Annotated in this window: 17 protein-coding genes; 11 read left to right on the top strand and 6 right to left on the bottom strand. The window is 65.4% G+C overall.

The window, feature by feature from the left end; translation table 11 throughout:
* The first annotated feature begins 659 nt into the window (after nt 1–659).
* From BVG12_RS07420 to BVG12_RS35775, 4 genes are all read left to right on the top strand, one after another.
* Complete coding sequence (locus BVG12_RS07420) at nt 660–2,069, top strand: pilus assembly protein TadG-related protein (RefSeq protein WP_229503832.1); 1,410 nt, start codon at nt 660–662, stop codon at nt 2,067–2,069.
* Nucleotides 2,066–2,545, top strand: coding sequence for a TadE/TadG family type IV pilus assembly protein (locus BVG12_RS07415; protein WP_075791877.1), 480 nt, complete (start codon nt 2,066–2,068; stop codon nt 2,543–2,545). The genes BVG12_RS07420 and BVG12_RS07415 overlap by 4 nt, the downstream gene beginning before the upstream one ends.
* Nucleotides 2,532–3,152, top strand: a complete 621-nt coding sequence (locus tag BVG12_RS07410; RefSeq protein WP_229503831.1) for a TadE/TadG family type IV pilus assembly protein — start codon at nt 2,532–2,534, stop codon at nt 3,150–3,152. The genes BVG12_RS07415 and BVG12_RS07410 overlap by 14 nt, the downstream gene beginning before the upstream one ends.
* Before the next feature lie 154 nt (nt 3,153–3,306).
* Nucleotides 3,307–3,546 (top strand): hypothetical protein, encoded by a 240-nt coding sequence (locus tag BVG12_RS35775; protein WP_370662827.1) that lies wholly within the window; start codon nt 3,307–3,309, stop codon nt 3,544–3,546.
* 152 nt (nt 3,547–3,698) lie between these two features.
* Here BVG12_RS35775 and BVG12_RS07400 read toward each other — a convergent pair whose 3' ends face one another.
* The 3 genes from BVG12_RS07400 to BVG12_RS07390 are packed head-to-tail and all read right to left on the bottom strand — an operon-like array spanning nt 3,699 to nt 5,976.
* Nucleotides 3,699–4,907 (bottom strand): beta-ketoacyl-[acyl-carrier-protein] synthase family protein, encoded by a 1,209-nt coding sequence (locus BVG12_RS07400; RefSeq protein ID WP_075791875.1) that lies wholly within the window; start codon nt 4,905–4,907, stop codon nt 3,699–3,701.
* Complete coding sequence (locus BVG12_RS07395) at nt 4,904–5,143, bottom strand: acyl carrier protein (RefSeq protein ID WP_075791874.1); 240 nt, start codon at nt 5,141–5,143, stop codon at nt 4,904–4,906. The genes BVG12_RS07400 and BVG12_RS07395 overlap by 4 nt, the downstream gene beginning before the upstream one ends.
* Nucleotides 5,144–5,145: 2 nt before the next feature.
* Nucleotides 5,146–5,976, bottom strand: a complete 831-nt coding sequence (locus BVG12_RS07390; protein ID WP_075791873.1) for an alpha/beta hydrolase — start codon at nt 5,974–5,976, stop codon at nt 5,146–5,148.
* A gap of 270 nt (nt 5,977–6,246) precedes the next feature.
* Here BVG12_RS07390 and BVG12_RS07385 point away from each other — a divergent pair, with 270 nt between their 5' ends.
* Nucleotides 6,247–9,519: an EAL domain-containing protein gene (locus BVG12_RS07385; RefSeq protein WP_075791872.1), complete on the top strand. Its 3,273-nt coding sequence runs from the start codon at nt 6,247–6,249 to the stop codon at nt 9,517–9,519.
* A 227-nt stretch (nt 9,520–9,746) separates the two neighbouring features.
* On the opposite strand, the gene BVG12_RS07380 is transcribed toward BVG12_RS07385, so the two are convergent.
* On the bottom strand, nt 9,747–10,352 hold the full coding sequence (locus BVG12_RS07380) for an NF038129 family PEP-CTERM protein (RefSeq protein ID WP_075791871.1): 606 nt from the start codon (nt 10,350–10,352) through the stop codon (nt 9,747–9,749).
* Nucleotides 10,353–10,363: 11 nt separating this feature from the next.
* Entirely contained in the window at nt 10,364–15,127 is a 4,764-nt protein-coding gene (locus tag BVG12_RS07375; protein ID WP_075791870.1) for a discoidin domain-containing protein, read from the bottom strand.
* A gap of 200 nt (nt 15,128–15,327) precedes the next feature.
* Here BVG12_RS07375 and BVG12_RS34800 point away from each other — a divergent pair, with 200 nt between their 5' ends.
* Nucleotides 15,328–15,735, top strand: coding sequence for a hypothetical protein (locus BVG12_RS34800; protein WP_218921050.1), 408 nt, complete (start codon nt 15,328–15,330; stop codon nt 15,733–15,735).
* 19 nt (nt 15,736–15,754) lie between these two features.
* Here BVG12_RS34800 and BVG12_RS07365 read toward each other — a convergent pair whose 3' ends face one another.
* On the bottom strand, nt 15,755–16,966 hold the full coding sequence (locus BVG12_RS07365) for a YbfB/YjiJ family MFS transporter (RefSeq protein ID WP_075791869.1): 1,212 nt from the start codon (nt 16,964–16,966) through the stop codon (nt 15,755–15,757).
* Nucleotides 16,967–17,069: 103 nt separating this feature from the next.
* Between BVG12_RS07365 and BVG12_RS07360 the strand changes: the two genes are divergently transcribed.
* The 5 genes from BVG12_RS07360 (at nt 17,070) to BVG12_RS33410 (ending at nt 23,342) form a co-directional block, all read left to right on the top strand.
* Nucleotides 17,070–17,675 (top strand): TetR/AcrR family transcriptional regulator, encoded by a 606-nt coding sequence (locus BVG12_RS07360; RefSeq protein ID WP_075791868.1) that lies wholly within the window; start codon nt 17,070–17,072, stop codon nt 17,673–17,675.
* 224 nt (nt 17,676–17,899) lie between these two features.
* Nucleotides 17,900–19,318: a DUF3943 domain-containing protein gene (locus BVG12_RS07355; protein ID WP_083684732.1), complete on the top strand. Its 1,419-nt coding sequence runs from the start codon at nt 17,900–17,902 to the stop codon at nt 19,316–19,318.
* Between the two features lie 50 nt (nt 19,319–19,368).
* Nucleotides 19,369–19,812: an SRPBCC family protein gene (locus tag BVG12_RS07350; RefSeq protein ID WP_075791866.1), complete on the top strand. Its 444-nt coding sequence runs from the start codon at nt 19,369–19,371 to the stop codon at nt 19,810–19,812.
* A 189-nt stretch (nt 19,813–20,001) separates the two neighbouring features.
* On the top strand, nt 20,002–20,568 hold the full coding sequence (locus tag BVG12_RS07345; protein ID WP_229503830.1) for a nitroreductase family protein: 567 nt from the start codon (nt 20,002–20,004) through the stop codon (nt 20,566–20,568).
* A gap of 173 nt (nt 20,569–20,741) precedes the next feature.
* Entirely contained in the window at nt 20,742–23,342 is a 2,601-nt protein-coding gene (locus BVG12_RS33410) for an EAL domain-containing protein (protein WP_083684730.1), read from the top strand.
* The last annotated feature ends 18 nt before the right edge of the window (nt 23,343–23,360 follow it).

The raw sequence follows: 23,360 nt of genomic DNA, 5'->3' as shown, positions 1-23,360 counted from the left end.
TCGGGATCGTAGAACATCTCGATATTCACCGCGCCGGTCGACTTGAACTGCCCTGGCTATCGTGGACGCGGGTTAAAGCGAACTCATGTGGTGCAACGCGTGATTTCAAGCTGCTCGCAAACTCTTAGATGCTGAAATGGCTGCAATGCCGTTCGTGCGGGTTCGATCCAGTCCTCGCCTCCATCTGTCTTGCCATCCCTGGACGACACTCTTTCGGTAAAGGCTCAAGATGGAGACGACGTACGCGCTTAAGGAAAGTGACCTTCGAACGCCTCCGATTGCCGGGTCGAGAATCGAGAATTCAGCATGGTATCGCGAATGGTACTGGGGCCGAGATCGTTTCTGCTGCGACGTCCACTTTCTTGGCCGGCCGGTATGCCGGCCTTCCATTACGACCGGGGTAGTCCAAGCTTATCCCGCGCTGCCGTCATTGCTCCGCGCTGTTCAAATGCACCATGAACTCGTCAGCGGTCCGCTGCAATGTCAGTCCTTGGCTCAACCATAAAATGCTTCCGAAAATTATTCAAAATCAATTAACCCGGATAAACCATAGCTAGAATCGTTCTGACAAGTGCGTTAAAGCCAGACCAGCTTTCACGGGAGGCGGCATGAGGACAAACACATTCGGCCCGCGCATATGTGTTACCGGCCGAAGAGGTTTGCAACGGCTGGGACGCGACAGCGGCGCCATTGCGATAATGCTCGCCGGCGCCTTGATCATCATCTGTGGGTTCTGCGGCTTGGCACTGGAGCTTTCCCAGGTCTACAACCGCAAGATGGAGCTCCAGACGGTGGCCGATACTGCTGCCGTGGCCGCCGCGTACGAACTCGATGGCACGCCGGCCGGGATTAACAGGGCCGAACAGAAGGCGTCGGCCAGGTTTAACGCATCCGCGCCGAGCGAACTGACTTATCAATACGGGAAGCAAAGCATGACTTGGGCCGATAGCGCGATCGAGTTCGGCAGGTCTCCCGGCGGGCCATGGATCCCATACGCCAGCGCGGCAGCAAAATCCGGTCCGAATGGTCTCCTCTACGTGAAAGTCGATACAGGAGGGCTTGATCCGGCGTACGGGCAAGTGCGGACGCTGTTCATGCGGGTTGTCTCGACGTCCCTGGCGACAGTTTCTGTCAGCGCACGCGCCGTCGCTGGACGTGTGGGGATCGCGGCGGCGCCGCTGGGAATTTGCACCATGCGCCCTGAAGCCAGCCGGAACCGTAGTGGCGAACTCGAAGAGTACGGCTTCCGACGGGGCGTCGCTTACGATCTCATGCAACTGAATCCCCAGGCTACGAGCTCTGGGCGGACGTTCCTGGTCAACCCGCTTCTGGGTCCGGGCGCAACAGGAAACGCTGCGAACGATATTGCAACTGTCGCGCCTTTTGTCTGCACTGGAACGATGGCCGTCGCACGAGTGACGGGCGGGGCCGTCAGCGTCTCGTCGCCGTTCCCGCTGGTCGACCTGTACCAGCACCTGAATTCGCGGTTCGACTCATACAACGCGGCGACCGCCCCGTGCAGCCCGGACTCCGCGCCGCCCGACACGAATATCAAGGCCTACACGTTTAACACGGTCACGTGGATGTCGGCGATACCGAGTGGTCAGACCGCGGCGCTTTCCACGGTCGACAACAAGCGCTGGACAGTAGCAGGCCCGGACCCGTCGCCGAACGGAACGACGGCGGGCCAATATGGCGTGCTCTGGTCGTACGCGAAGGCGGTCAACTATGCCGCCTCGCCGCCACCGGGGGGCTACACGGTCTTTAGTGCGGCGAGCTGGAAGACCCTGTACAACCCTGGACAGCCGAGTGCGGCGAGTTCCTATCCATCGATGCCCCCGTACTTCAAGACCGGATATACGAAATCGCCATCCCACCCGGGGCTGGCGGATCGGCGGGTACTGAATGTTCCGCTGCTTGCCTGCCCGGTCTCGGGCAACTCGGCGACCGTGAGCGGCATCGGACGCTTCTTCATGACCGTGCCTGCGGACAGCACTCACCTATACGCCGAGTTCGCCGGCCTGGTCGACGAACAAACCTTGCGCGCTCAAGTAAAGCTCTTCCCATGAGAACCTTATTCATTGTCCCGCGGCGCTACGCCGAGCGAGGGAGTGTTGCCGTGGAGATGGCAGTTTCCCTCACAATCCTGATTCTATTTCTGGCTGTGCCCCTGTTTTTTGCCGAGATCTTCTGGTTCTACAGCGTGGCCCAGAAGGCGGCCCATGACGCGACACGCTTCCTCGCCACGGCGTCCCGCATCGAGATGACGACACAAGTCACGGCCGGCGGTGACGCACCGGTCGCCATCCTCGCCAAGTCCATCGCGGACGCCGAGATCGCCCAAACCGAGCCAATGTTCGATGCATGGTCGATCGTCGTCCAATGCGATCTGTCCCAGTGCGGGTGGGCCGTTCCGCAGACGGTGCGCGTTCAGGTACGGCTAAGAATCAGCGACAGGATCTTCAGCGCGTTCACGGACGACTTCACCAATGGCCAAGGCGTGAACCTGACTGCCGACACGACGATGAGCTATGCGGGCAAATAAATCACTGTTCCGTGTCCGGATGGCACGATCTAGGGAGCAGGGCGTCGCAGCGGTCGAATTTGCGCTGGTCGCCGTGCTCTTTTTCCTGTTTGTCTTCGGCATCGTTGAAATTGCGCGCGCGATGTACATCTGCAATACCTTGCAGGAGGTGACGCGGCGCGGGGCGGCGCTGGCGGCAACGGCAGATTTCAGCAGTACTTCGGCAATGCAATTGGTACGCCAGCAGGCGGTGTTCCGGGAATCGTCGGGACTGCTCATGTTCGCTCAGCCGGTGACCGACGATTACGTCAAGATCGACTATATGTCGATTCAAAAGAGCGGAACCACGTTGACGATGTCGCCAATCCCGACGGGCTCGCTGCCAAGTAGTCCGGCAGCAAATTATGCGAATTGCCTGAAAGATCCATACGGCAGTAACTGTATCCGCCTCGTGCGGGCTCGTATATGCCAGCCGGACGGAAGCCAGACGTGTACGCCGGTTCCCTATCAGTCGCTGGTCTCGATGATCCCACTCTCCTTTGGCCTGCCCGAGTCGACGACCATCGTCAACGCCGAGACATTAGGGCTGCCTGGCGGACTGCCTCCGGATACTTGCGGGTGTCCTTGATTCATCGCCACTTGACGGGGCGGGCCGGCACATCGGCCTCATCCCGGGGCGGCGCACGTCACGGCCGAAGCTCAGGAACGACATCAACGCCGGTGCGTATTTTCTGGCAGCCGGTTTCGCGCGTTCCCACGTACTGCTCCATGACGACGAAGCCGTGCCCGCGGAGGCGGCGCGGCGCGCCCAGCGCCAGATGATCCGCTACCTCGAGATGTTGGCCGGTTCGATCGCGGACGGAAGCAACGTAATGACGTACGTGGTCACCGAAAGCTGCATCAACTGCAAACATGCCGATTGCGTGGAAGTCTGCCCGGTGGACGCGATTTTTTTTGAAGCGAACGTGCCGCTGGAACAGAAGGCGTTCGTCGCCCTCAACGTCTACTACACGACCATCTGACCCGTCATCCTGGACAAAAAGCAGGCCATGCCGGACGCCGGCACGGCCGGCACGGCCGGCAGGCCGGGCCGGTGCCAGCTGCTCGATCCCGCGCACGCGTCGGCCTGGTATCCGGCGCGGTGTACTTGACGCGACGGCGACGCGCTTCCGCGCTACCCGGCCCGCTTGAACACCAACGTCGTGTTCGTTCCGCCAAACGCGAACGAGTTGCTGATCGCGGCATGCAGCGCCGGCGCCGCGTGGCCGGGATCGCGCACGAGCGCGACCTTGCAGTCGGCGTCCTGCCGGTCGCAATGCATATTGGGCGGAATGGCGCCACGGTAGATCGCCAGGATGGTGACGACCGCCTCGAGCGCGCCCGCCGCGCCCAGCAGGTGGCCATGCATGGACTTCGTCGAGCTCACCGCCAGCTGGCCGAGCGCTTCGCCCCAGACGCGTTCCAGCGCCGCGCATTCCACGGTGTCGCCGATGCGCGTGGCGGTGCCGTGCGCATTGCAGTAGCCGATATCGCCGGGCGTCAGGCCGCTGTTGCGCAAAGCGGTCGTCAGGGCGCTGACTTGCCCGGCGGCGTCGGGTTTGGTGAGGTGGGTCGCGTCGCACGACACCCCGCTCCCGGCGAATTCGGCATAGATGCGTGCGCCCCGGGCAAGTGCGGCGTCGTAGGCCTCGAGCACCACGAACGCCGCGCCCTCGCCGAGGACGAGGCCGGTCCGGTCGGCGCTGAAGGGACGGCTCGCCCGCCAAGGTTCGTCGTCGACGCGCGCCAGGGTCTGCAAGGCGTGCCAGGCACGTATCGCGCCCGGCACCAGCAACGCTTCGCTGCCGCCGGCAAGCGCGCAATCGATCTCGCCATACGCCACCGCCTTGGCCGCTTCGGCAAGCGCCACGGCGGACGACGCGCAGGCGATGGAGTAGGTGTACACCGGACCGTGCAGCTTTTCGCGCATGGCCACGTGCGCCGCGGGCGCGTTCGGCATGAAGGCGGGCACGGACAGGGGCGGCACCCGTCCGGATCCATAATGACCGCGGTACGACTCTTCGACCGCCGTGGCGCCACCCATGCCGGTGCCGACATACACGCCGGTCGACGCGTCCAGGACACCGATGCCCGCGTCCTCGCGGGCCATCTGCGCGGCCGCGACGGCGATCTGGCTGACCCTGTCCACGCCTGCCAGCTGGAGTCGCGTGAACCAGCGTGCCGCGTCGAACGGCGCCCGTGCCACGGCGGCCGCCGGGGCGTCCCCTTCATTCCACAGGGTGACCGCCGAGCGGCCGGCAAGCAAGGCGTCGAACACATCCATCGGGGTATCGCCGTGTGGCGAGACCAGTCCGATACCGGTGATCGCGACCCTGCGCTTCATGCTTGTTGGGGCAAGCGCAGTTCGTCGATTGCCGCCGCAAGTTCTGTCAGCGTATTGATGTTCTCCGGCCGATCCGGAAACTTGACATCGAATTCTTCCTCGATCGTGAACAGGAGTTCAGCCAGCGCCAGCGAGTCCAGCCCATATTCGGCCAGCGGAAGGTCGGGCTGCAGCGACGCCGTGTCGATGTCGAACTTGTCGTGAAGCAGCTGCGTGAGTTGTTCTATGGTCTTCATATTCAAATTGGAAGGGATGCTATGACGTTACGGTCCGGCGCAACGGCGCCGGCCGAGATACGCCGGCAAAAGCGGTCGAGCAGCGCGGGGATTTGCTGACGCTCATTGTCGATCGTGATCATGTGATAACTGTTTTCCAGGACGACCAGTTCCTTGTCGACCTGCGGCAATGCGTCGAACAGGCGCACAACACTGCCGAGGCTGCTGATTTCGTCCTCGCGCGCATGGATCATCAATATCGGACAGGTCAGCTCGTGCAAGCGCGCCCTGACGTCCTTCATCATGCGCTCGGCCTCGCGCAATGCGCGTAGCGGCACGCGCGCGGGGCCCGCGGCCGATTGGCTCCGTTCACGCAGTTCCCGCGCGATCCACTCGCGGATGCGCGCGTTCTTCACACCGTACGGGTCACGCTCGGCCACGGAGAAAAAACGGTCAAGGCCGGTCCAGTAGCCGATGTGGCGCAAGTGACGAACGGGCGACAGGCCCCACCCGTCGAAGTCGAAGCTGGGCGACATCAAGACCAGCCCCGCGACCCGGTCGGGCGCCTGGAGCGCCAGCGCAGCGGCCAGCACGCCGCCCATGCACAGCCCGCCGACTATCACCGGTGCGTCGCCGGGCGCCCGGGTGTCGATGACGTCGGCCCCTGCCGCACGCCAGCGCCGCCAATCGGGCGCAAGGCCACCGGCGAGCGTGTAACCGGGAACCGTCACCGCTTCATGTGACAGACCTTTGCTACGTATCGAAGGCGCGATCAGCCCGAACTCTTGCGGCGACGACAGCAAACCGTGAAACAGCAGGATTTTGGCAAGCGAAGGATTGTGCGGCGATCTCATGCAATGAGGCTTTATATCGTGTTGGCCAGATGCCAACATTTGTTCATACAGTATCGCAGATCACGTAGCGCATGAATTACACACTTGTTCGCTTTATCATTACATTTCTGTAATGTTGGGAGGCGGCGCAGGACCGTTCGGGACGCTTTTCCGAGTGACGTGCACGTGGGCACGACATGTTATTCGGTGCAAGAGGTATTGTGATATCTTCATATTGCAACTGGTGTAGCGGCGCATATCGCCTGCTATCCGGTTTGTCATAGAGGCGATATGTTCGCGTTCGTCCGTGCCCTGCTGGCAGTCCTGCTCATCCTGCCCGTTCTCGCATCGGCGGCACCATTGCGCGTGGTGGTGGACCAGAATTATCCACCTTTCGCACTCCGCAACTCCAGCGGCGAACTGGAAGGCTATTCGGTCGACCTGTGGCGCTTGTGGCAGCAAAAGACGGGTGTGCAGGTCGTACTGCGCGGGGTCGACTGGCCGGACGCCCAGCCGCTGCTGGAGCGGGGCGAGGCGGACGTGGTCGATGATATTTTCCTCACCGAGTCGCGCGTTTCCCATTTTGATTTTTCCAGGCCTTACGCCACACTCCACACGTCGATCTATGCGGATGCGTCGATCGGCGGCATTCACGACCTGGAAAGCCTGAAGGGTTTCGAAGTGGCGGTGCAGGCCAGCGACGCCTGTGGCGAACGCCTGCAGCGCGCCGGCGTCACGGGCGTGCGCTATTTCCCGACCGTCCGCGCGCTGTTCGCCGCCGTTGCGAACCACAGCGTCAAGCTGCTCTGCATCGACGAAAACACGGCCGAGTACCAGTTGTACCGGCTCGGCCTGCATCGCCGGTATGTGAGGGCGTTCGAAGTCACGCGCAGCGAACTGCGCCGCGCGGTCAGAAAAGGGGATACGGCCACGCTCGCGCTGGTCGAGCACGGCATGGCGCAGATCACGCCGGCCGAGATGGATGCCCTGCGCGCGAAGTGGATGGGCCGGCCGCTGCAATTTGCGCGCTACTCCCAGCGCATGGGCGACGTCATGCTGGCGCTCGGCGGACTGGTGGCGCTGCTGCTGGTCTGGCTGGCGTCGGTGCGGCGCGCGGTACGGATGCGCACCGCGGAACTGGAACGCGAGAAGACCCTGTTGCACACGCTGGTGGAAAGCAGCCCGGACCTGATCTGGCTGAAGGATACCGCCGGTGTCTACCAAGCCTGCAACGCGCAGACGGCGGCGGTGCTCGGACGGCCGCGCGGCGACATCATCGGCAAGACCGACATCGATCTGTTCGGTCCGGCATTCGCGGAGGGCTACCGGCACGACGACGAGGCCGCATTGCAGGCCAAACGTCCGATCATGGTCGAGGACCGGGTGATCGCGCCCGGCATGCCGGACTCGCGCGTGTTCGAAACCCTCAAGACGCCGATCATCAAGCCGGACGGTACCGTGCTGGGCGTGCTCGGCGTGGCGCGCGACATCACCGACCGCAAGGCGCATGAACGGAAGATCCGCGAGCAGGACCGGCTGCTCAAGGAAATGAGCACGCTGGCGCAGATCGGTGCCTGGGAACTGGACCCGGCCACCGGCGCGTTCCAGTGGACCGACGAGGTGGCAAGGATCTACGACATCCCGCCGGGGCAGGCGCTCGCTTTCGCGCACTGCCTCGCGTGCTGCGAAGACGCCGACCGGGCGCGCGCCGAACGCGCGCTCGACGCCGCGGCGGCGCATGGCCAGCTGTTCGACCTGGAGCTGCAGGTCGTCACTGATGCCGGCAACCGCAAATGGATCCGCCTGATCTGCAGTCCGGTGCTCGAAAACGACCGGGTCGCGAGGCTGCGCGGTACGGTCCAGGACATCACCCATCGACGGAACCTCGAGGAGTCGATGCGCATGGCGAACCTGATCTACCAGACGAGCTCGGAGGCGATCGTGGTGACGGACGGGGCGAACCGGATCGTCGACGCCAACCCGGCGTTCACCAGCCAGACCGGCTACGCCTTGCGGGACGTGCTCGGCACCGTGCCGTACCTGTTCGATTCGACCATGCACGACAGCAGTTTCTATGCGCGCTTGTGGCAGGACCTGACGGCGAAGGATCATTGGCAGGGAGAAATTGCGGACCGCAACAAGGACGGGTCGTTCACCGCCAAGTTCGTGAACGTCCGGGTGATCCGCCATCCCGACGGACGGATTTACCGCCACGTGATCCAGTTCAACGACATCAGCGCGCAAAAGGAAAAGGACGATCTGCTCTGGCGCCAGACCAACTTCGACTCGCTGACGGGGTTGCCGAACCGGCGCCTGTTCCTCGACCGCCTGAAACAGGACATCAAGAAGGCACTCGGCGCCGGCGGCGGACTCGGCGTGCTCCTGCTCGACCTGGACCGCTTCAAGGACATCAACGACAGCCTCGGCCACGCCGCCGGCGACACCGCCCTGATCGAGCTGACCCGGCGCGTCGCGTCCTGTGTTCCCGCGGATGCCACGATGGGACGCCTGGGCGGCGACACGTTCGCCCTGGTGGTCAGCGAGTTCGACCGGCGTCCGCACCTGGACACCATCGCCGAATCCGTGATCAAGGCGATCGCCGCGCCGCTGCACCTGGGGAGCGCAAAGACGGCGTACGTGTCGGCCAGTGTCGGCATCAGCGTCTATCCGGACGATGCCACCGACGCGGACGAACTCGTCAGGAACGCCGAACATGCGGTCCACCTGGCCAAGCGCGCCGGACGCGGGCAATTCCAGTATTTCACGCCCTCGCTGCAGCAACAGGCGCTTACCAAGCTGATGCTGACCAACGACCTGCGCCAGGCACTGGCGCTCCGGCAACTGGAGGTGGTCTACCAGCCCATCGTCGAGGTCGCGACGGGGCACATCCACAAAGCCGAGACATTGCTGCGCTGGGCGCACCCGATGCATGGCGCCATCAGCCCGGCCCGGTTCATCCCGCTGGCGGAAGAGGTCGGACTGATCAACGACATCTCCGACTGGGTATTGTGCGAGGCGATCGCGAGCGCCCGGCGCTGGCACCGGATGTACGGCCACGTGGTCGAACTGAGCGTGAACATCTCGCCGACGCAGTTCGAACAGCGCGGCCCTTTGTCCTGGCTCGACCGTGTCGTGCATTCCGGCCTGCCCCGCAACAGCCTCACCGTGGAAATCACCGAAGGCGTGCTGATCCATGACGCGGAAGAGGTCATCCACTGCCTCGAGGAACTGCACGCCGCCGGGGCCAAGGTCTCGATCGACGATTTCGGCACCGGTTTCTCTGCCTTGTCCTACCTGAAACTCTTCGACATCGATTACCTGAAGATCGACAAATCGTTCATCAACAACCTGGTCAGCGACGGCAGCGACAAGGCGCTGACGGAGGCGATCGTCGATCTCGCGCACCGTCTCGGGATCGAGGCCATCGCCGAAGGCGTCGAGAGCATCGCCCAGCGCGACGCACTGGCGGCCATCGGCTGCGACTACATCCAGGGCTATTACTACTCGCAAGCGGTCACGCGCGAAATCTTCGAGAAGCTGCTGGACCGCCAGCACGCGCACTGACGGGGCAGCGGCGTTCTTTTATTTGTTGACCTTGGCCCATCCTGTACTACACGAACGACATCTTCGCGGCGGCCGGTTTCGGCAAGGTGTCGGCGGACTTGCAGTCGGTGATGATCGGCGCGACCAACCAGCTGTTCACGCTGCTGGCGAGGCTGGAGGACATCGACGTGTGACCGCGGCCCCCGAAAGCCGGACAGGCGAACACCGGCTTTCGAGGGCGTGGCGGATCAGCGCCGGCGCGCGCCCGGCCCGCGCCGGGCGACCATCGCCAGCATGGCGACCAGCATCAGTGCCGCCGTCGACGGTTCCGGGATCGTGGTCACGCTGGTCACCCGCGTCGCCGGCGCCGCCACCAGGACCTGTTGCTCGCCAGGGGCGAAAGGCTGCAGGAACAGGTCGCCCAGGTCGCCATCGGCGCCCAGATAATGCGTCGTGTCGAACAGCGCCCAGCCGAAGGTCGTGCCGGTGGTGCCGGGCGCCATTGTGAAGCTGACGTCGAAACCGAAGGTGCCGCCCAGCTGGATGGCCTGGACCAGTTCACCGCCGCCGCCGGCATTGCTGAACACGAACGGACCGGCCGCGCCGCCGGTGACCATGCCCGTCAGGTCCGGGGCGCCGTCGAGCGCGCCGGTCAGGTGGTTCACGGTGGCGGTCGCATCCGGCGCGCCGGCCAATCCCAGGAAATACAGGTCCAGGAAGGCCGGGCCCGTGCCGAGTAGCGCGGTGTCGATGTCGACCCGATACGCCAGGGGCGTGGCCGCCGCCTGTCCACAGGCGCCGACCATGGCGGCCGCCAGTGCGAGGTTGGCAAGGAAGTGCTTGAAGTTGAACATGAGGACGTCCTTTACTTGATGCTGAAGAGTGCCGGCGTGTACGCGATGCCGACTTTGTTCGGATTGGAGAAGGTGGTCGTCAGCGTGACGCTCTGGCCCGGTGCCAGGCTGGCGACGGGCAGCGCCACATACGGCACGCCGTTCCGCACGCCGGTCTGGTTGTCCAGCGTGACGCCGGCGCTCAAGCCCAGCAGGCGCAGATGGAGCGGGCCCGCCAGCGTCTGGCCGCCGGTATTCGTGATCGTCACCGTACCCGTGTACTTGTTGGTGAAGCGGTTCACCGTCAGGCCCGAGCGCGCGATCGACACGAACGACGTCACGTCCACCGATTTATCGATCGACACCGACACGGTGTGCGGCTGTTCGCTGTTGCCTGCCCAGTCCGTGCTCCAGTAGCTCACCGTGTGCGTGCCGCTCGTGTTCAGCGTGACCGCGTTGCCCTTCTGCTGCGCACCGCCGTCGATCGTGTAATAGGTCGCCGCGACGCCCGAGCCGCCTTGGTTGTCCGTGGCCGTGAAGGTGACTGTCGCATCCGTCGTCACGGTGCCTTGCGGCGCGGCGGCCGTGGTGCTTGGCGCGGTCACGTCCACGCCGTGCAGCGAGCCGTGCAGGCGCACCTCATTGATGGAGCCGAACCACGTGTTCGGGTTGTAGACGCGAATATAGCGGTATGGAACAGGGCTGGCGACCGGCAGCGTTTGCCAATCCGCGGTGGACTTCGCCGCCGGGGTCAGCGTCGTCCAGGTGGCATTGTCGTTCGAACCCTGGAACACGAGCCCGTTGACGCGCGTGTAGTACTGGTCTTGCCGGCCGATGACCTCGGTGCTGGTCAGGCTGACCTGCTTGCCGTCCTTGAAGTCGAAGACCACCCAGGCGCCCGTTCCCGAACCGCTGGCGCCGTTACGGAAATCCGAACCCGTGGCGAGGTTCGCGTCGAACAGGGCCTGCACGTTCGCCAGCGTCGTGGCCGCGGTGCGGTTCGTCGTCGAATCGATCAGCGTCGCGATGGCCGGGACGTTCTGGACGACGTCGGATTCATCGACAAAGTACAGCGAGGTGGTGTCCGTCGTCTCGGTGACCTGGTAGCCCTGCTTGCCGTCTTTGGTGAGGTAATTGATGGCGAACTTCACCGGGCCCGGCTGCGTGCCCTGGGGCAGGGTCGCGCTGGCGGCATAGTTGATGTTGTCCGTCGTGCCGAGCGCGGCGGGCACGCCGGCGATGGTCGCCGACACGTTGCTGATCGCTTCCTTGGCGGTGAAGCTCAGTTTCACGGTATTGCCGGCCACGACCCTGTTGCGCAGCGCCTGGGCCGAGCCGAGCGACGCCATGGCGATCCGGTTGGTCGACGTCGCCACGCCATACAGGCGCAGCTCGGTCACGTTCCCGAACCATGCGTTGGCATTGGTCATGCGAATGTAACGGTACGGCGTCGGATCGGTGATCTTCAGGGTCTGCCACTCCGGCGTGTTCCCGGCGAAGGTCGAGATGTTGGTCCAGGTCACGTTGTCGTTCGAACCCTGGAAGACGGTGCCGTTGATACGGCTCGTGTACTGGTTCTGGAGGGCGATCAGATCGACCCTGGACAGCGCCACCGTGCCGCCGGCCCGGAAATCGAACTCGACCCAGCCATTGTTCCCGCTGCCGTTGAGGCGGAAATCGGTCGCCGTCGTCAGATTGCTGTCGAACAGCCGGTTGACGTTCGTGATCACATCGGTCGCGTTGCGGCCGTTGGAATCGGTCACGGTCGCGATGTCGAGCAGGTTGCCGATGTAATCCTTCTGGTCCGCGATGAACAGGGACGTGGAATCGGTCGGGAACAGGACCGGTTCGGCGTCCGTGCCGTTCGCGGTCTTGTAGTTGAGGAGGAGTTTCACCGGGCCGGGGGCGGTGGTGGGCTTGACGAGCGCCGTCGCCGTCCAGTTCAGGTTGTCGGCGGTGGTGACGGTCGCGGGCTCGCCCTGGATCAGGGCGCTCACATTGTTGACGGGCTCGGACGACTGGAACGACACCTTGACCGTATTGCCGGCCACGACACGGTTCCTCAGCGCCTGGTCGGAGCTCAGCGACACGTTGGTCAGTTTGTTGACCGTTTCGTAGCGCGTGCCGAATATCCTGAATTCTCCGAGCTCGAGGATGTTGTACGACGAGATCAGATGGATCATCGAGATCTTGAAGAAGCGATAGCGCTGGGTGCGCAAGTCATCCTGCACGTTCAGCGTCTGCACGCCCTCGATCGCAAGCGTCTCGCCGGGTGTGATCCGCGTCCAGTTCTGATTGTCGTTGGACGCGAAGATGGTCACGCCGCCCACACGTTCCGGGAAGCTGGTGCGCGGCTGGATCTGGAACGCGGTGGCCGCCACCTTGAAGCCGGGGCCGAAGTCCAGCGTCATCGTGCGATTGTTGTCGGTCGCGATGGTGAAGGCGATGAACGAATCGGTATTGTTATCGGCCCCGTTCGCGGCCGCGTCGCCGAAGTTCGTCGCCAGGTTCGACTTGAAGAACAGGTTCGTGTAGTCCATGCTGCCGTCCTTCAGCAGCGGCGTCAGTTCACGCAGTCCGGAGACCGCGCTGCGCAACGTCGCCAGCTTCTGGAAGTACGTATCGTCGGTGCCGGAGGCGATCGTGTTCTGCATGTCCGCATAGGCACTGTCATAGACCGTCTTCGTGGCCGTGACGTACAGCGTGTCCGGCTTGACGGGCGCCGTCACGGCCGTCACCACCGACTGCCGGTCCGCACCCACGACGATGGTGATCCGCTTGGTGGTCACCGTGGTGCCGTCCGAGGCTTCGGCGATGAACGTGTAGGTGCCGGCCTGCGTCGGCTTCCACGAGAATGCGCCGGTGCCGGTGTCGAACGTGGCGCCTGGCGGCAGGTTGTCCATGTTGTAGGTCACCACGTCGCCCGCGGCCGGGTCGGTGGCCGATAGGTCGATCGTCACCGGGATGGTGGCGCCGGCGTACGTGTACGCGGTCATGTCGCCGCTGCCGGACTTGAAGACCGGAGGGCTCAGCAAGGTGCTGGACTGGACGTTGATGTGGTCGATGTCGACCGTCGTACCGGAACCGGTGAGGGTGATCGGCAGGAAATCGGGGATGTTCATCGGCACCACGACGTAACGCCACTGGCCCCGCGTATTCGGCAACGCGAGCGAATTGCCGTAGACGTCCATCATGGCTTGGCCATTGGTCCGGATGCGGAAGCCGATGCTCGGCACGGCCGCGCCGTTGTAGCTGTACACGGCGATGCGCGTGCCTTCCGCCGTGGCCGTGCTTCTCACAAACCCGGTCGTGCCTTCCGTCTGCGCGACCGAATTGCCGTCGTACGCCGTGAACCGGTCTTCCACTTCACGATACGGATCGATGATGGGGATGCCCAGGTAGTTGCTGCCTTCAGCCTCGGCCGCCTTCGGGATCGCCATCCAGAAATCGCCGCCGCCGTCGGCGCCGTCCCAGTTGTAGGCCTTGCGCTTGGCGTAGATCGTGGTGTAGTTCGGGACCAGATGCTCCACGTCGAGGCCGCGCACGTATTTGTAGTAATAGAAGGCTTCCCAGGTGTTCTGGGTGAGCCGGCCCCGATACGACCAGGACACGTTGTTATACATCGCGCGGATGCTGCCGTCCGGATTGACGCTCATGGCGACGGGCACCCAAGGGATGTCGTAGCCGACCATCCATGTGCCGAACAGCTCGTGGACGGCCAGCAGGCGGTCGTCCAGGAACTCGTACGGTCCCACCGCGTTCGACTCGGTGGACGGCGTACCCGTCACCGGATCGACCTTGGTCCCCTGCGACAGCATCATGCGCGCCAGGATTTGCGAGTTGGTGAGGTCGCCGGCGCCGTGGGCCTGGTCGCGGCCCATCTCGACGTGCTGGATCTGGGGCGGAATCGACTCGCCGGTGGCGTCGTTGCGCGTGACGAGCCGGAACAATTGCCTGATCGAGCCGGTCCATGCCGGGTCGGGCGCATCCTTGTTGACGGTGAACCACTCGACGGCCTGGTTGTACCCGTCCCGGTCGCCCATGAAGATGGAACCGGACATCTTGGCGATGGTCGTGTACAGATGCTGGTTCATGAAGCGGCAGTTGCAGTTGTCGAAGGTCTGGATCACCGGGGTGACCAGGTTGGTCGAGAACAGCCGCGTATCGTCGTCCGTCCATGCGAGCGCCGGGTCCTGGGTGCTCGTGTAGCGCAGGATTTCCGCCGCGCCCGTCATCCGCTGGAGCGGGATGCCGGTGTGGATGTGCGAATCGGTGTAGTACACGTACCTGGCCGGATCCATCTGCTCGTACAGGCGGATGATCCGCATGGCATTGGCGCGGTAGGCCGAATCGCCGGTCACGTAGTACAGGATCGCCTGCGTGTAGGCGGTCAGGGCGTCGGCGATGAAAATGCCCTCGGCACCCTGCGAGTCCAGCCCGTAGATCCGCGGCTTCGTCGGGTCCGAACCGTTGACGTTCGAGATGCCCGGCGTCCGCGACGCCTTGGCCGACTTGAGCATCATGTTGAAATGCGTATTCCAGGGTTCTTTTTTCGCCAGGACCTCGGCCCGCATGTTCTCGAGCATGTCCTTGGTGAATCCGACGCCGGGATGCTTGAATCCGTTCGCATCGATCGTCTCGCTGATGACCGGCTGGTAGCTGGTCACCATCGTGTCGATCGGGTCGGCGGCCATCGCGACCTGGCCCGGCAAAGGTACCAGCGTCGTCGCGATGCCGACTGAAATCGCCATGCAGACGATGCGCCTGAACGCATGGTCGAATCTGATTGCTCTCATGTCTGTCCCCTCATTGTTAACCTCTTCGTGTTTAGGTTACCGATAACATTTTTTGACCTGAGCCGGACCGGAAACGCAGGGCGTGGCAGCGCGGACTGCATCGCCGAACCGGGCTCCAGGGTTTTTCAATCTACGAAGTGCGCTTGATCCACAGCGTATCGGCTCACGTCCGGCACGGCGCCGCGCCAGCCCCGTGCCGCATGACGATCACGCCGCGATCGGCACTGGACAGGGTCGTACGTTATCGATACCATCCAATTGTAGACCTAATTTCAACGGGCGCGCACAAATTTTTACCGGTAGAGAACTTCCGCAACGACGACCATGCCGGCCATCGCATCGACCAACGAATCCGACCGAATTTCTCCCGCCGCTGCGCCGTCGCGCGCGTGGGCCTGGCGACGGCCGCGGTCGTGGCGAGCCTTTGCCTGGCCGGGAACGGCGCGGCCTGGGGCGACTGGGCGCAGTGGGGCGACCTCGGCAACGGTCGCTATCGCAATCCCGTCCTGCCGGCCGATTACAGCGACCTGGATGCGATCCGCGTCGGCGACGACTACTACGCGATTTCCTCGACGTTCCAGTTTTCCCCCGGGATGGCGGAGCGATGAAAACGTCTCCGGGCGGCCGTCACACCCGCGCCACGCCATCGTCCTTCACGGGCGCCCATGCCACCCGTGCCAGCGCCAGGTCGGACAGCAGGGCCAGCGCCAGCGCGACGGCACCGATCAGCATGAGCACCCTGTGCTGGCCGCCGGTGGCGTTGAACAGCCAGGAATACGCGTAGCCGGCCAGCGCCTGGAACAGGGCGAACACGGTCGTCGCGCGGCTCCATGCGGCGCTCTGGGCCGGCACGTCGTCCGGGAGCGTGTGGCGGATGCGGCCCAGCGTCAGCGGTACGATGCCGGGCGGGAACGTGCCGATGACGAACGTCGCCGCCACCAGCACGGCGATGCCGTGCGCCGCGACCAGCGCGGCGGCGGCGGCGACCTGAACGCCGAGCGCCACGCGCATCGCGTTGCCGATGCCCAGGCGGTCGCCCAGCATCCCGTACAGCATCGGTCCGGCCGTCGCGCCGGCGCCGTAGATGACCCAGAACAGCGCCGCCGTGTGCGTGTTCATGTGCAGGCCGCGCGCCATGTAGTCGACGAGGAACACCATCATCGGCACGAGGCCGACGGCTTTCAGCGCGTACTGGCCATAGATCAGGTTCAGGGCGAAGCCTGTGCGCGCCGGGACGGCGGCGCGGGCCGGTGCGGCGGGCGCGGTTGCCGGTGCCTGCGGCCACCAGCGCCAGCTGGCCAGCGTCAGCAGCAGGGACAGTACGCCCAGCCCGGCCCAGGTGGCGGCGAGACCTTCGTTCAGCAGCAGCGGCACGACGGTGCCCGATGCCGCGATGCCCAGGCCGAGGCCGAGGAAGATCGCGCCGCTGGCCACGCCGCGGCGCTCGGGCGGCACCTGCGGCAGGATGGTCAGCGCGGCCAACACCATGATGATGCCGCCGGCGAGACCCGACAGGAAACGCCAGGCGAAGAACCAGGCGACGGACAGGGGCAGGGCGCAGGTGAAGAAGGCGAGCGAGGCCAGCAGCATCATCGCCTGCAGCGTGCGGCGCGCGCCCATGCGTGCCGCCAGCGGGCGGCCCGCCAGCGCGCCGGCCAGGTAGCCGACCAGGTTGGCGGCGCCGAGGAAGACGACGTCGCCGGCGGCGAACCAGTGCGCTTCGATCAGGGCCGGGATCAGCGGCGTGTACGCGAAACGCGCGAGGCCGATGCCGACCAGGCTGGCGCACAGGCCGGCCAGGATGGCGCGGGTCGCGGCGGTGTTCGATGAGGTATGCATTTCAGGTCCGTGACGAAGGCGACGGCGCGGAATGGCAGTCGGCGCATGTTTGACAGGGTAGTCAAACTTGACGGGTGTGTCAAGGATGGTGATAATCGCGGCCATGGCTGGCACAAAACAATTCGATGAAGACGAGGTGCTGAACCGCGCCATGCTGCTGTTCTGGCGGCGCGGTTTCGGCGCGACGTCGATGCAGGACATCGCGCAGGCGACGGGCGTCCTGCGCGGTTCGCTGTATCACGCGTATGGCGACAAGCAGGCGCTCTTCCTGAAGATCTACGAGCGCTACCGGGCGTGGTTCCTCGATGCCGTGCGCGCGGCGCTGGCCGCGCCGACGGCGGAACAGGCGCTGGCGCGCTATCTGCGGTTCTCGATCGAGACGCTGACGTCGGCGGACGGCGACGACGCCTCGCGCGGCTGCCTCACCACCAAGACGGCGACGGACGAGACGGCGATGGACGAGGCGATCCGGACGGCGTTGCGCGGCCTGCTCGACGCCGTGCGGCGATTGCTGGAAGAGCGCCTGGCGCAGCCGGATGCCGTCGAACGGTTGGCGCTGCCGCCCGCGGCGGCGGCGCGTCTCATCGTAACGATGACGCGTGGCCTCGTCGTCATGGAGCGCGTGTATGGCGACGCCGCCGGGTTGCAGGAGATCGCCGACGACCTGTTGCGGGTCGTGCTGCCGGCGTGCGGACAGGCAAAAAAATAGCCCGCTCGGAGGCGGGCTGAATCTATTTTCTTGGAGGAGAATAGAGGAGACGGTGTAATGATGCTGCATCGCACAAACACTGTCCAATGATGAGTGGTGATGTCAGCAATTCACCATGCCTATTTCTCTCTCAACAGTTCCGTGCGACATCCATCCCGCGTATTCGTTATATTTAAATCAACACCGGCAGCCGCCGGGACGAATGCTTGGATGGGTGTGAGGACATGAGGGAATCGAGTAACCGGTTCATCTACGGGGTATTGCTGGCGCTGGCCGCCGGCGCCGCTCAGGCCGCGCCGGTCGGCGGCGACGATCCGCTGAACGACAATGTGCCGGCCCGGACCGGCCCCGACGATCGCCCTTACAAGAGTTACGGCGCGGCCGCGCTCGAGATCGTGGCGTTCCAGGCCGCGTTGAACCGCGTCGACCACGCGTTCGTCCGTCCGGACGACTATGGCGTGAGCGTGGGTTCGATCCGCCGCAACCTGCACAGCAGCTGGGAGGTCGACCGCGATCCGTTCGAGATCAACCAGCTGGGCCATCCGTACCAGGGTTCCGTCTACTTCGGGCTGGCCCGCAGCAACGGGCTGACGTTCTGGGAATCGATGGCCGCCGCGTTTCTGGGCAGCGCGGTCTGGGAGATCGCCGGCGAGACGACCCCGCCGTCGCGCAACGACCAGATCACGACCAGCTTCGGCGGCAGCTTCCTGGGCGAATCGCTGTACCGGATGGCGAACCTGGTGCTGGAGCGGGGCGATGGCCTGTCGCCGCCATGGCGCGAAGCGGCGGCCGCGGCGGTGTCGCCGCCGCTGGGATTCAACCGTCACGTGCGTCCCGGCCGCGGTTCCGGCATCTGGAACAGCAACAACCCGGCCATCTATGCGCGGCTGCAGCTGGGCTTGGGCGGCCTCTCGCGCAGTATCGTCGGGCCGTCGCTGGCTGACCGGCGCAACGAGGTCGCGGCCGACTTCGCGCTCGACTACGGCCTGCCCGGCAAGCCCGGCTACACGTATCACCGGCCTTTCGATTACTTCCTGTTCCGCGTCCGGCTGTCGAATATCCAGGGCGTCGAAAGCCTGGCGTCGCGCGGCCTGCTGTTCGGCGCCCCGTACGCGGCCGGCCGCGATCTGCGCGGCATTCTCGGGGTGTACGGCAGCTACGATTACCTGGCGCCGCAACTGTTCCGCGTGGCCAGCACGGGCCTGACCGTGGGCAGCAATGCGCAGCTGTGGCTGGCCGACGGCATCGCGCTGCAGGGGCATGCGTCGGCCGGCGTCGGCTATACGTCGACGGGCACCGTCCGCGCCAGCACGAGCGGCCAGTACAACTACGGCTTCGCGCCACAGGCGATGGTGGAAATGCGCCTGATCGGCGGCGAAAAGCTCTCGCTCGACCTGGCCGCGCGCGAATTCTTCGACGGCAGGCTGACCAGTCCGGAGACGGCGGGCACCGACCGCGTGTTCCGTGGCGACGCCTCGCTGACGTACCGGCTGGCCGCCCACCATGCGGTCACGGTCAAGTACATCACGTCGCGCCGGACGTTCGCGTTCACGAACGTCCCCGAGCGGCAGCAGCGGCGCGACACGGTCGGACTCTACTATGCGTACCAGCCCGCCCGTGGTTTCGGCGCCGTGAACTGGTGAGCGCCGGCCCGCCAGCACATGGCGGGCGTCTTTGCCTGTACAGTAGCTGGATGCACCGCATCGACAAAACCATCGTCATCGCCGCGCCGCGGCCCGCCGTGTGGCAGGCGTTGACGGATCCCGCCGCCATGCGCGCGTGGATGGGCGAACCGGACATGCGCATCGACGTGCGGACCGACTGGCGTCCGGGCGCGGCGATCGTCATCACCGGCGTTCATCACGGCCCGTTCCGCAACACGGGCATCGTGCTGGAGGTCGTGCCCGCAACGACGCTCAGGTACACGCATCTGAGTTCGGTCTCGGGATTGCCCGATCTGCCCGAACACCACAGCGTGATCGCGTTCGACCTCGCGGACGCGGCGGGCGTAACGTCGCTGCGGCTGGCGGTGGAGCGATTTCCGACCGAAACGATCTACCGGCACCTCGACCTTTATTGGCGCGGCACGGTGGAGATATTCAAGGCGTTCGTCGAACGGGCGTTGGCGGGCAAGTGACGTCATTCCTCCGATCCCGATTTAGTTGGCGCTGTCTGCGTTAAGTAGACACGTAGACCCGCAACGCGAACAGCGCGTTTATTTTCGGATCGCGCCGGCGCCCTCGGCCCGCCTCGCGTCGTGCTCAACAGCGCCGCCCACGCCCCCGTGCTGACGCCTTGACATGTTTCGCCGCCTATAATGGCGGCCATGAACGATCACTTGTGGGACCTGTTGCCGGCGCGCCGGCACGTCGGGTTGCGCCGGCTGCTGGCGCCCGGCCCGGATGCCGCCGCCCTGGAACGCATCCTCCGCGCGGCCGCGCAGGCGCCCGATCACGGCCTGCTGCGGCCGTGGCGGTTCGTACTGGTTCCGCAAGACCGGCGCGCCGACCTGGGCGCCGCCTTCGAGGACGCGCTGGCACAGCGCGACCCGGCCGCCGACGATGCCGCGCGCGCCGCCGCGCGCGACAAGGCGCAGCACGCGCCCTGCCTGCTGGTGGCCATCCTCATCGACGCGCCCGCCACGCCCATCCCGACGGCGGAAAAGCTGGTGTCGCTGGGATGCGCCATCCAGAACCTGCTGCTGGCCGCGCAGGCGCTGGACTTCGCCAGCGGCCTCGCGAGCGGCGGGGCGCTGGATGCGCCAGCGATGCGGCGCCTGCTGCGCCTGGAGCCGCACGAGCGCGCGATCTGCTTCATCGGCCTGGGCACGGCCGCCGTCGCGAAGCCGCCACGGCAGCGCCCGGAGCCGGCGCAGTTCTTTTCGAGCCTCTGACGACACCGGCCATGGCCGATGTGACATGGCGTTGTCCAGAAATATCGCCAAAGTGTCTTTGTTACGACACACTCGCCCCAGATTTGAGAACATTCCGTACGGCAATGTTTTATAGTCTGGGGTGTAGCGCTTGATCCCGATTAAGTGTCCGTCGTGTATTTCAGACAACCACCATGACTGCAGCCAAAACACAACATGCCGCGTCCACGGACCACGGTGGCGCATGCCGCCCGGCCATGGCCGGCGTAGTTGCCGTGCCGCCTTACGCCGGGGGCTATGTCGCACTGGATTGGCTCGAGCACGCGCCCGGCTTCGTCGCCTGCCTCGTCGGTCCCGATCTCGTGTTCACCCATGCGAACGACGCCTACAAACGCCTCGTGGGCCGCGAGGATCTGGTCGGCCTGCCGTTCCGCGTCGCGCTGCCGGAAGTGGCCGAGCAGGGAGTGTTGCCGTTATTAAAATCCGCGCTGGAGACGGGCGAACGCGTGGTCCAGTGCGCGCGTCCGGTGCGACTCGCCGTCGACGGCGGCGCTTCGCAGCTGCGCTACGTCGATTTCATCGCGCAACCCATTCCGCGCTTCGATGGCGAGGAATGCGGGGCGCTGCTGATCCTGGGCAGCGACGTGACGATGGAAACGGTGTCCGAGCGCGACCTGCAGTTCAGCCTGACGCACGACGTGCTGACGGGCTTGCCGAATCATGCGCTGTTCCGCGACCGGCTCGAACACGCGTTGCGGCGGGCCGCGCGCGCCCAGCGTCCGCTGCAGGTGGCGGCCCTGCACCTCGACCTGTTCAAGCGTGTCAACGCGCTGGTCGGCCGCCAGGGCGGCGAGCGCATCCTGCGCGAGGTGGCCGGCCGCATCGAGCGGGCCGCCGGGCCGGACGTGACGGTCGCACGCGACAGCGGCGACAAATTCCTGCTTCTGCTGGAAGGCGAGCAGCAGCCGAACGCGGCCGCGCGGATCCAGGACGTGGTCCGGGCCGTGGCGGAACCGTTCGAGCACAAAGACCACAGCGTCTATGTGACCTGCTGCGTGGGCGGCGCGGCGTTCCCCCTGAGCGGGCAGACGGCGGACAGCCTGCTGCTGGCCGCCGACCGCGCACTGGCATGCGCGGAGGAAGCGGGTGCCGGGACGCAGCGCTGGGACGATACGCTGCCCGACGACGCGGGCATCGCGCGCCTCCGGCTGGGCTTCGCGCTGCGCGAAGCGCTGGCGGGCGACGGCCTGTCCGTGTACTACCAGCCGCGCGTCGACCTCGTCACGGGCGAGATCTGCGCCGTGGAAGCCTCGGTGCGCCTGGACAAGGCGGACGAGGCGTTGTCGTCCGCGACGTTGAATGGCGTCGCGGAAGAATGCGGCCTCAGTGCGGAACTGGGCGCGTGGGTCTTGCGGGCCGCCGCCGCGCAGGCCGCGCAGTGGCGGGCGATGGGCTTCACGTCGCTGCGCGTGGCCGTCAATCTGTCGGCACGCCAGTTCGCCATGTCCGATCTGGAAGACGTCATCGTGCGGGCGCTGGCGGAGGCGGACATGCCGGCGACGTGCCTGGATCTCGGGCTGACCGAGAACGTGGTGATGGAAGACATGAACCGCGTCGTCGACTGCCTGCTCGCGCTGCGCCACCTCGGCATCCGGCTATGCCTCGACGACTTCGGGACCGGCTCCTCCAGCCTCATCAACCTGCAGCGCCTGCCCGTCGACCTGCTCAAGGTCGACGGCTCGTTCCTGCGCCGCGTGCCCGACGAGGACGGCGCCGCGGCGATCGTCGATGCGATCGTCTCGATGGGGCACAGCCTGGGCATGCGCGTCATCGCCAACGGCGTCGCGCGCGAGAACCAGTGCGAGTTCCTGGCGCGCCACATGTGCGACGAGGTGCAGGGCGACTTCGTGTCGAAACCGCTGCCGGCCGACGCCATGACCGGCCTGCTGCAGACCGGCGCCGGCCTGGCGCCGCGGCTGCTGCGCTTCAACCGCACGCAGCCCACGCTGCTGCTGGTGGACGACGAGACGAGCATCGTGTCGTCGCTCAAGCGCCTGTTGCGGGGCGACGGCTACCGCATCCTGACCGCGAACAGCGGCAGCGACGGCCTGAAGATCCTGGCCGAGCATACCGTCGACGTGATCGTGTCCGACCAGCGCATGCCGGAGATGACCGGCGTCGAATTCCTGCGCACCGTGCGCCAGCTGTATCCGGACACCGTGCGCATCGTGCTGTCCGGCTTCACCGAGCTGCAGACGGTGACGGACGCCGTGAACGCCGGCGCGATCTACAAATTCCTGACCAAGCCCTGGGACGACGAGCAGCTGCGCAGCCACATCCAGGAAGCCGTCGCGTACGGCGCGATGGCCAATGAAAACCGCCTGCTCACGCTCGAAGTGCGCACGGCCAACCAGAAGCTCGCGGCCGTGAACCGCCAGCTCGAGCTGGGCCTGGCGCGGCAGCAGAGCGAAATCGAGCGGGGCGAGATCAGCCTCGACATCGTGCACGAAGCGCTCGACAACGTGCCCGTGCCGGTGCTGGCGAGCGACGACCTCGGCATGATCGTGCTGGCCAACCGCGCCGCGTCCGAGCTGTTCGCCGGCCGCGAGCAGGTGCTCGGTTGCGACATCCGCCAGCTGTTCCCCGGCATGCCGGACCGGCTGCCCGAGGGCGAGTTGTTTTCGTTCGAACACCGTGCGGACGGCAAACGGTTTACGGCCGAGGTGCGGCCGATGGGAAGCGGCAGCCAGTCGCGCGGCTGGCTGATCGCCATTAACGGCGTGGAAACCGATTGACCGATATGGCAGAGAGCA

It is taken from the genome of Massilia putida (assembly GCF_001941825.1).
GTDB classification, from domain to species: domain Bacteria; phylum Pseudomonadota; class Gammaproteobacteria; order Burkholderiales; family Burkholderiaceae_D; genus Telluria; species Telluria putida.
Note: the sequence above shows the minus strand (reverse complement) of the source record. Positions and strands in the feature narration are given on the sequence as shown.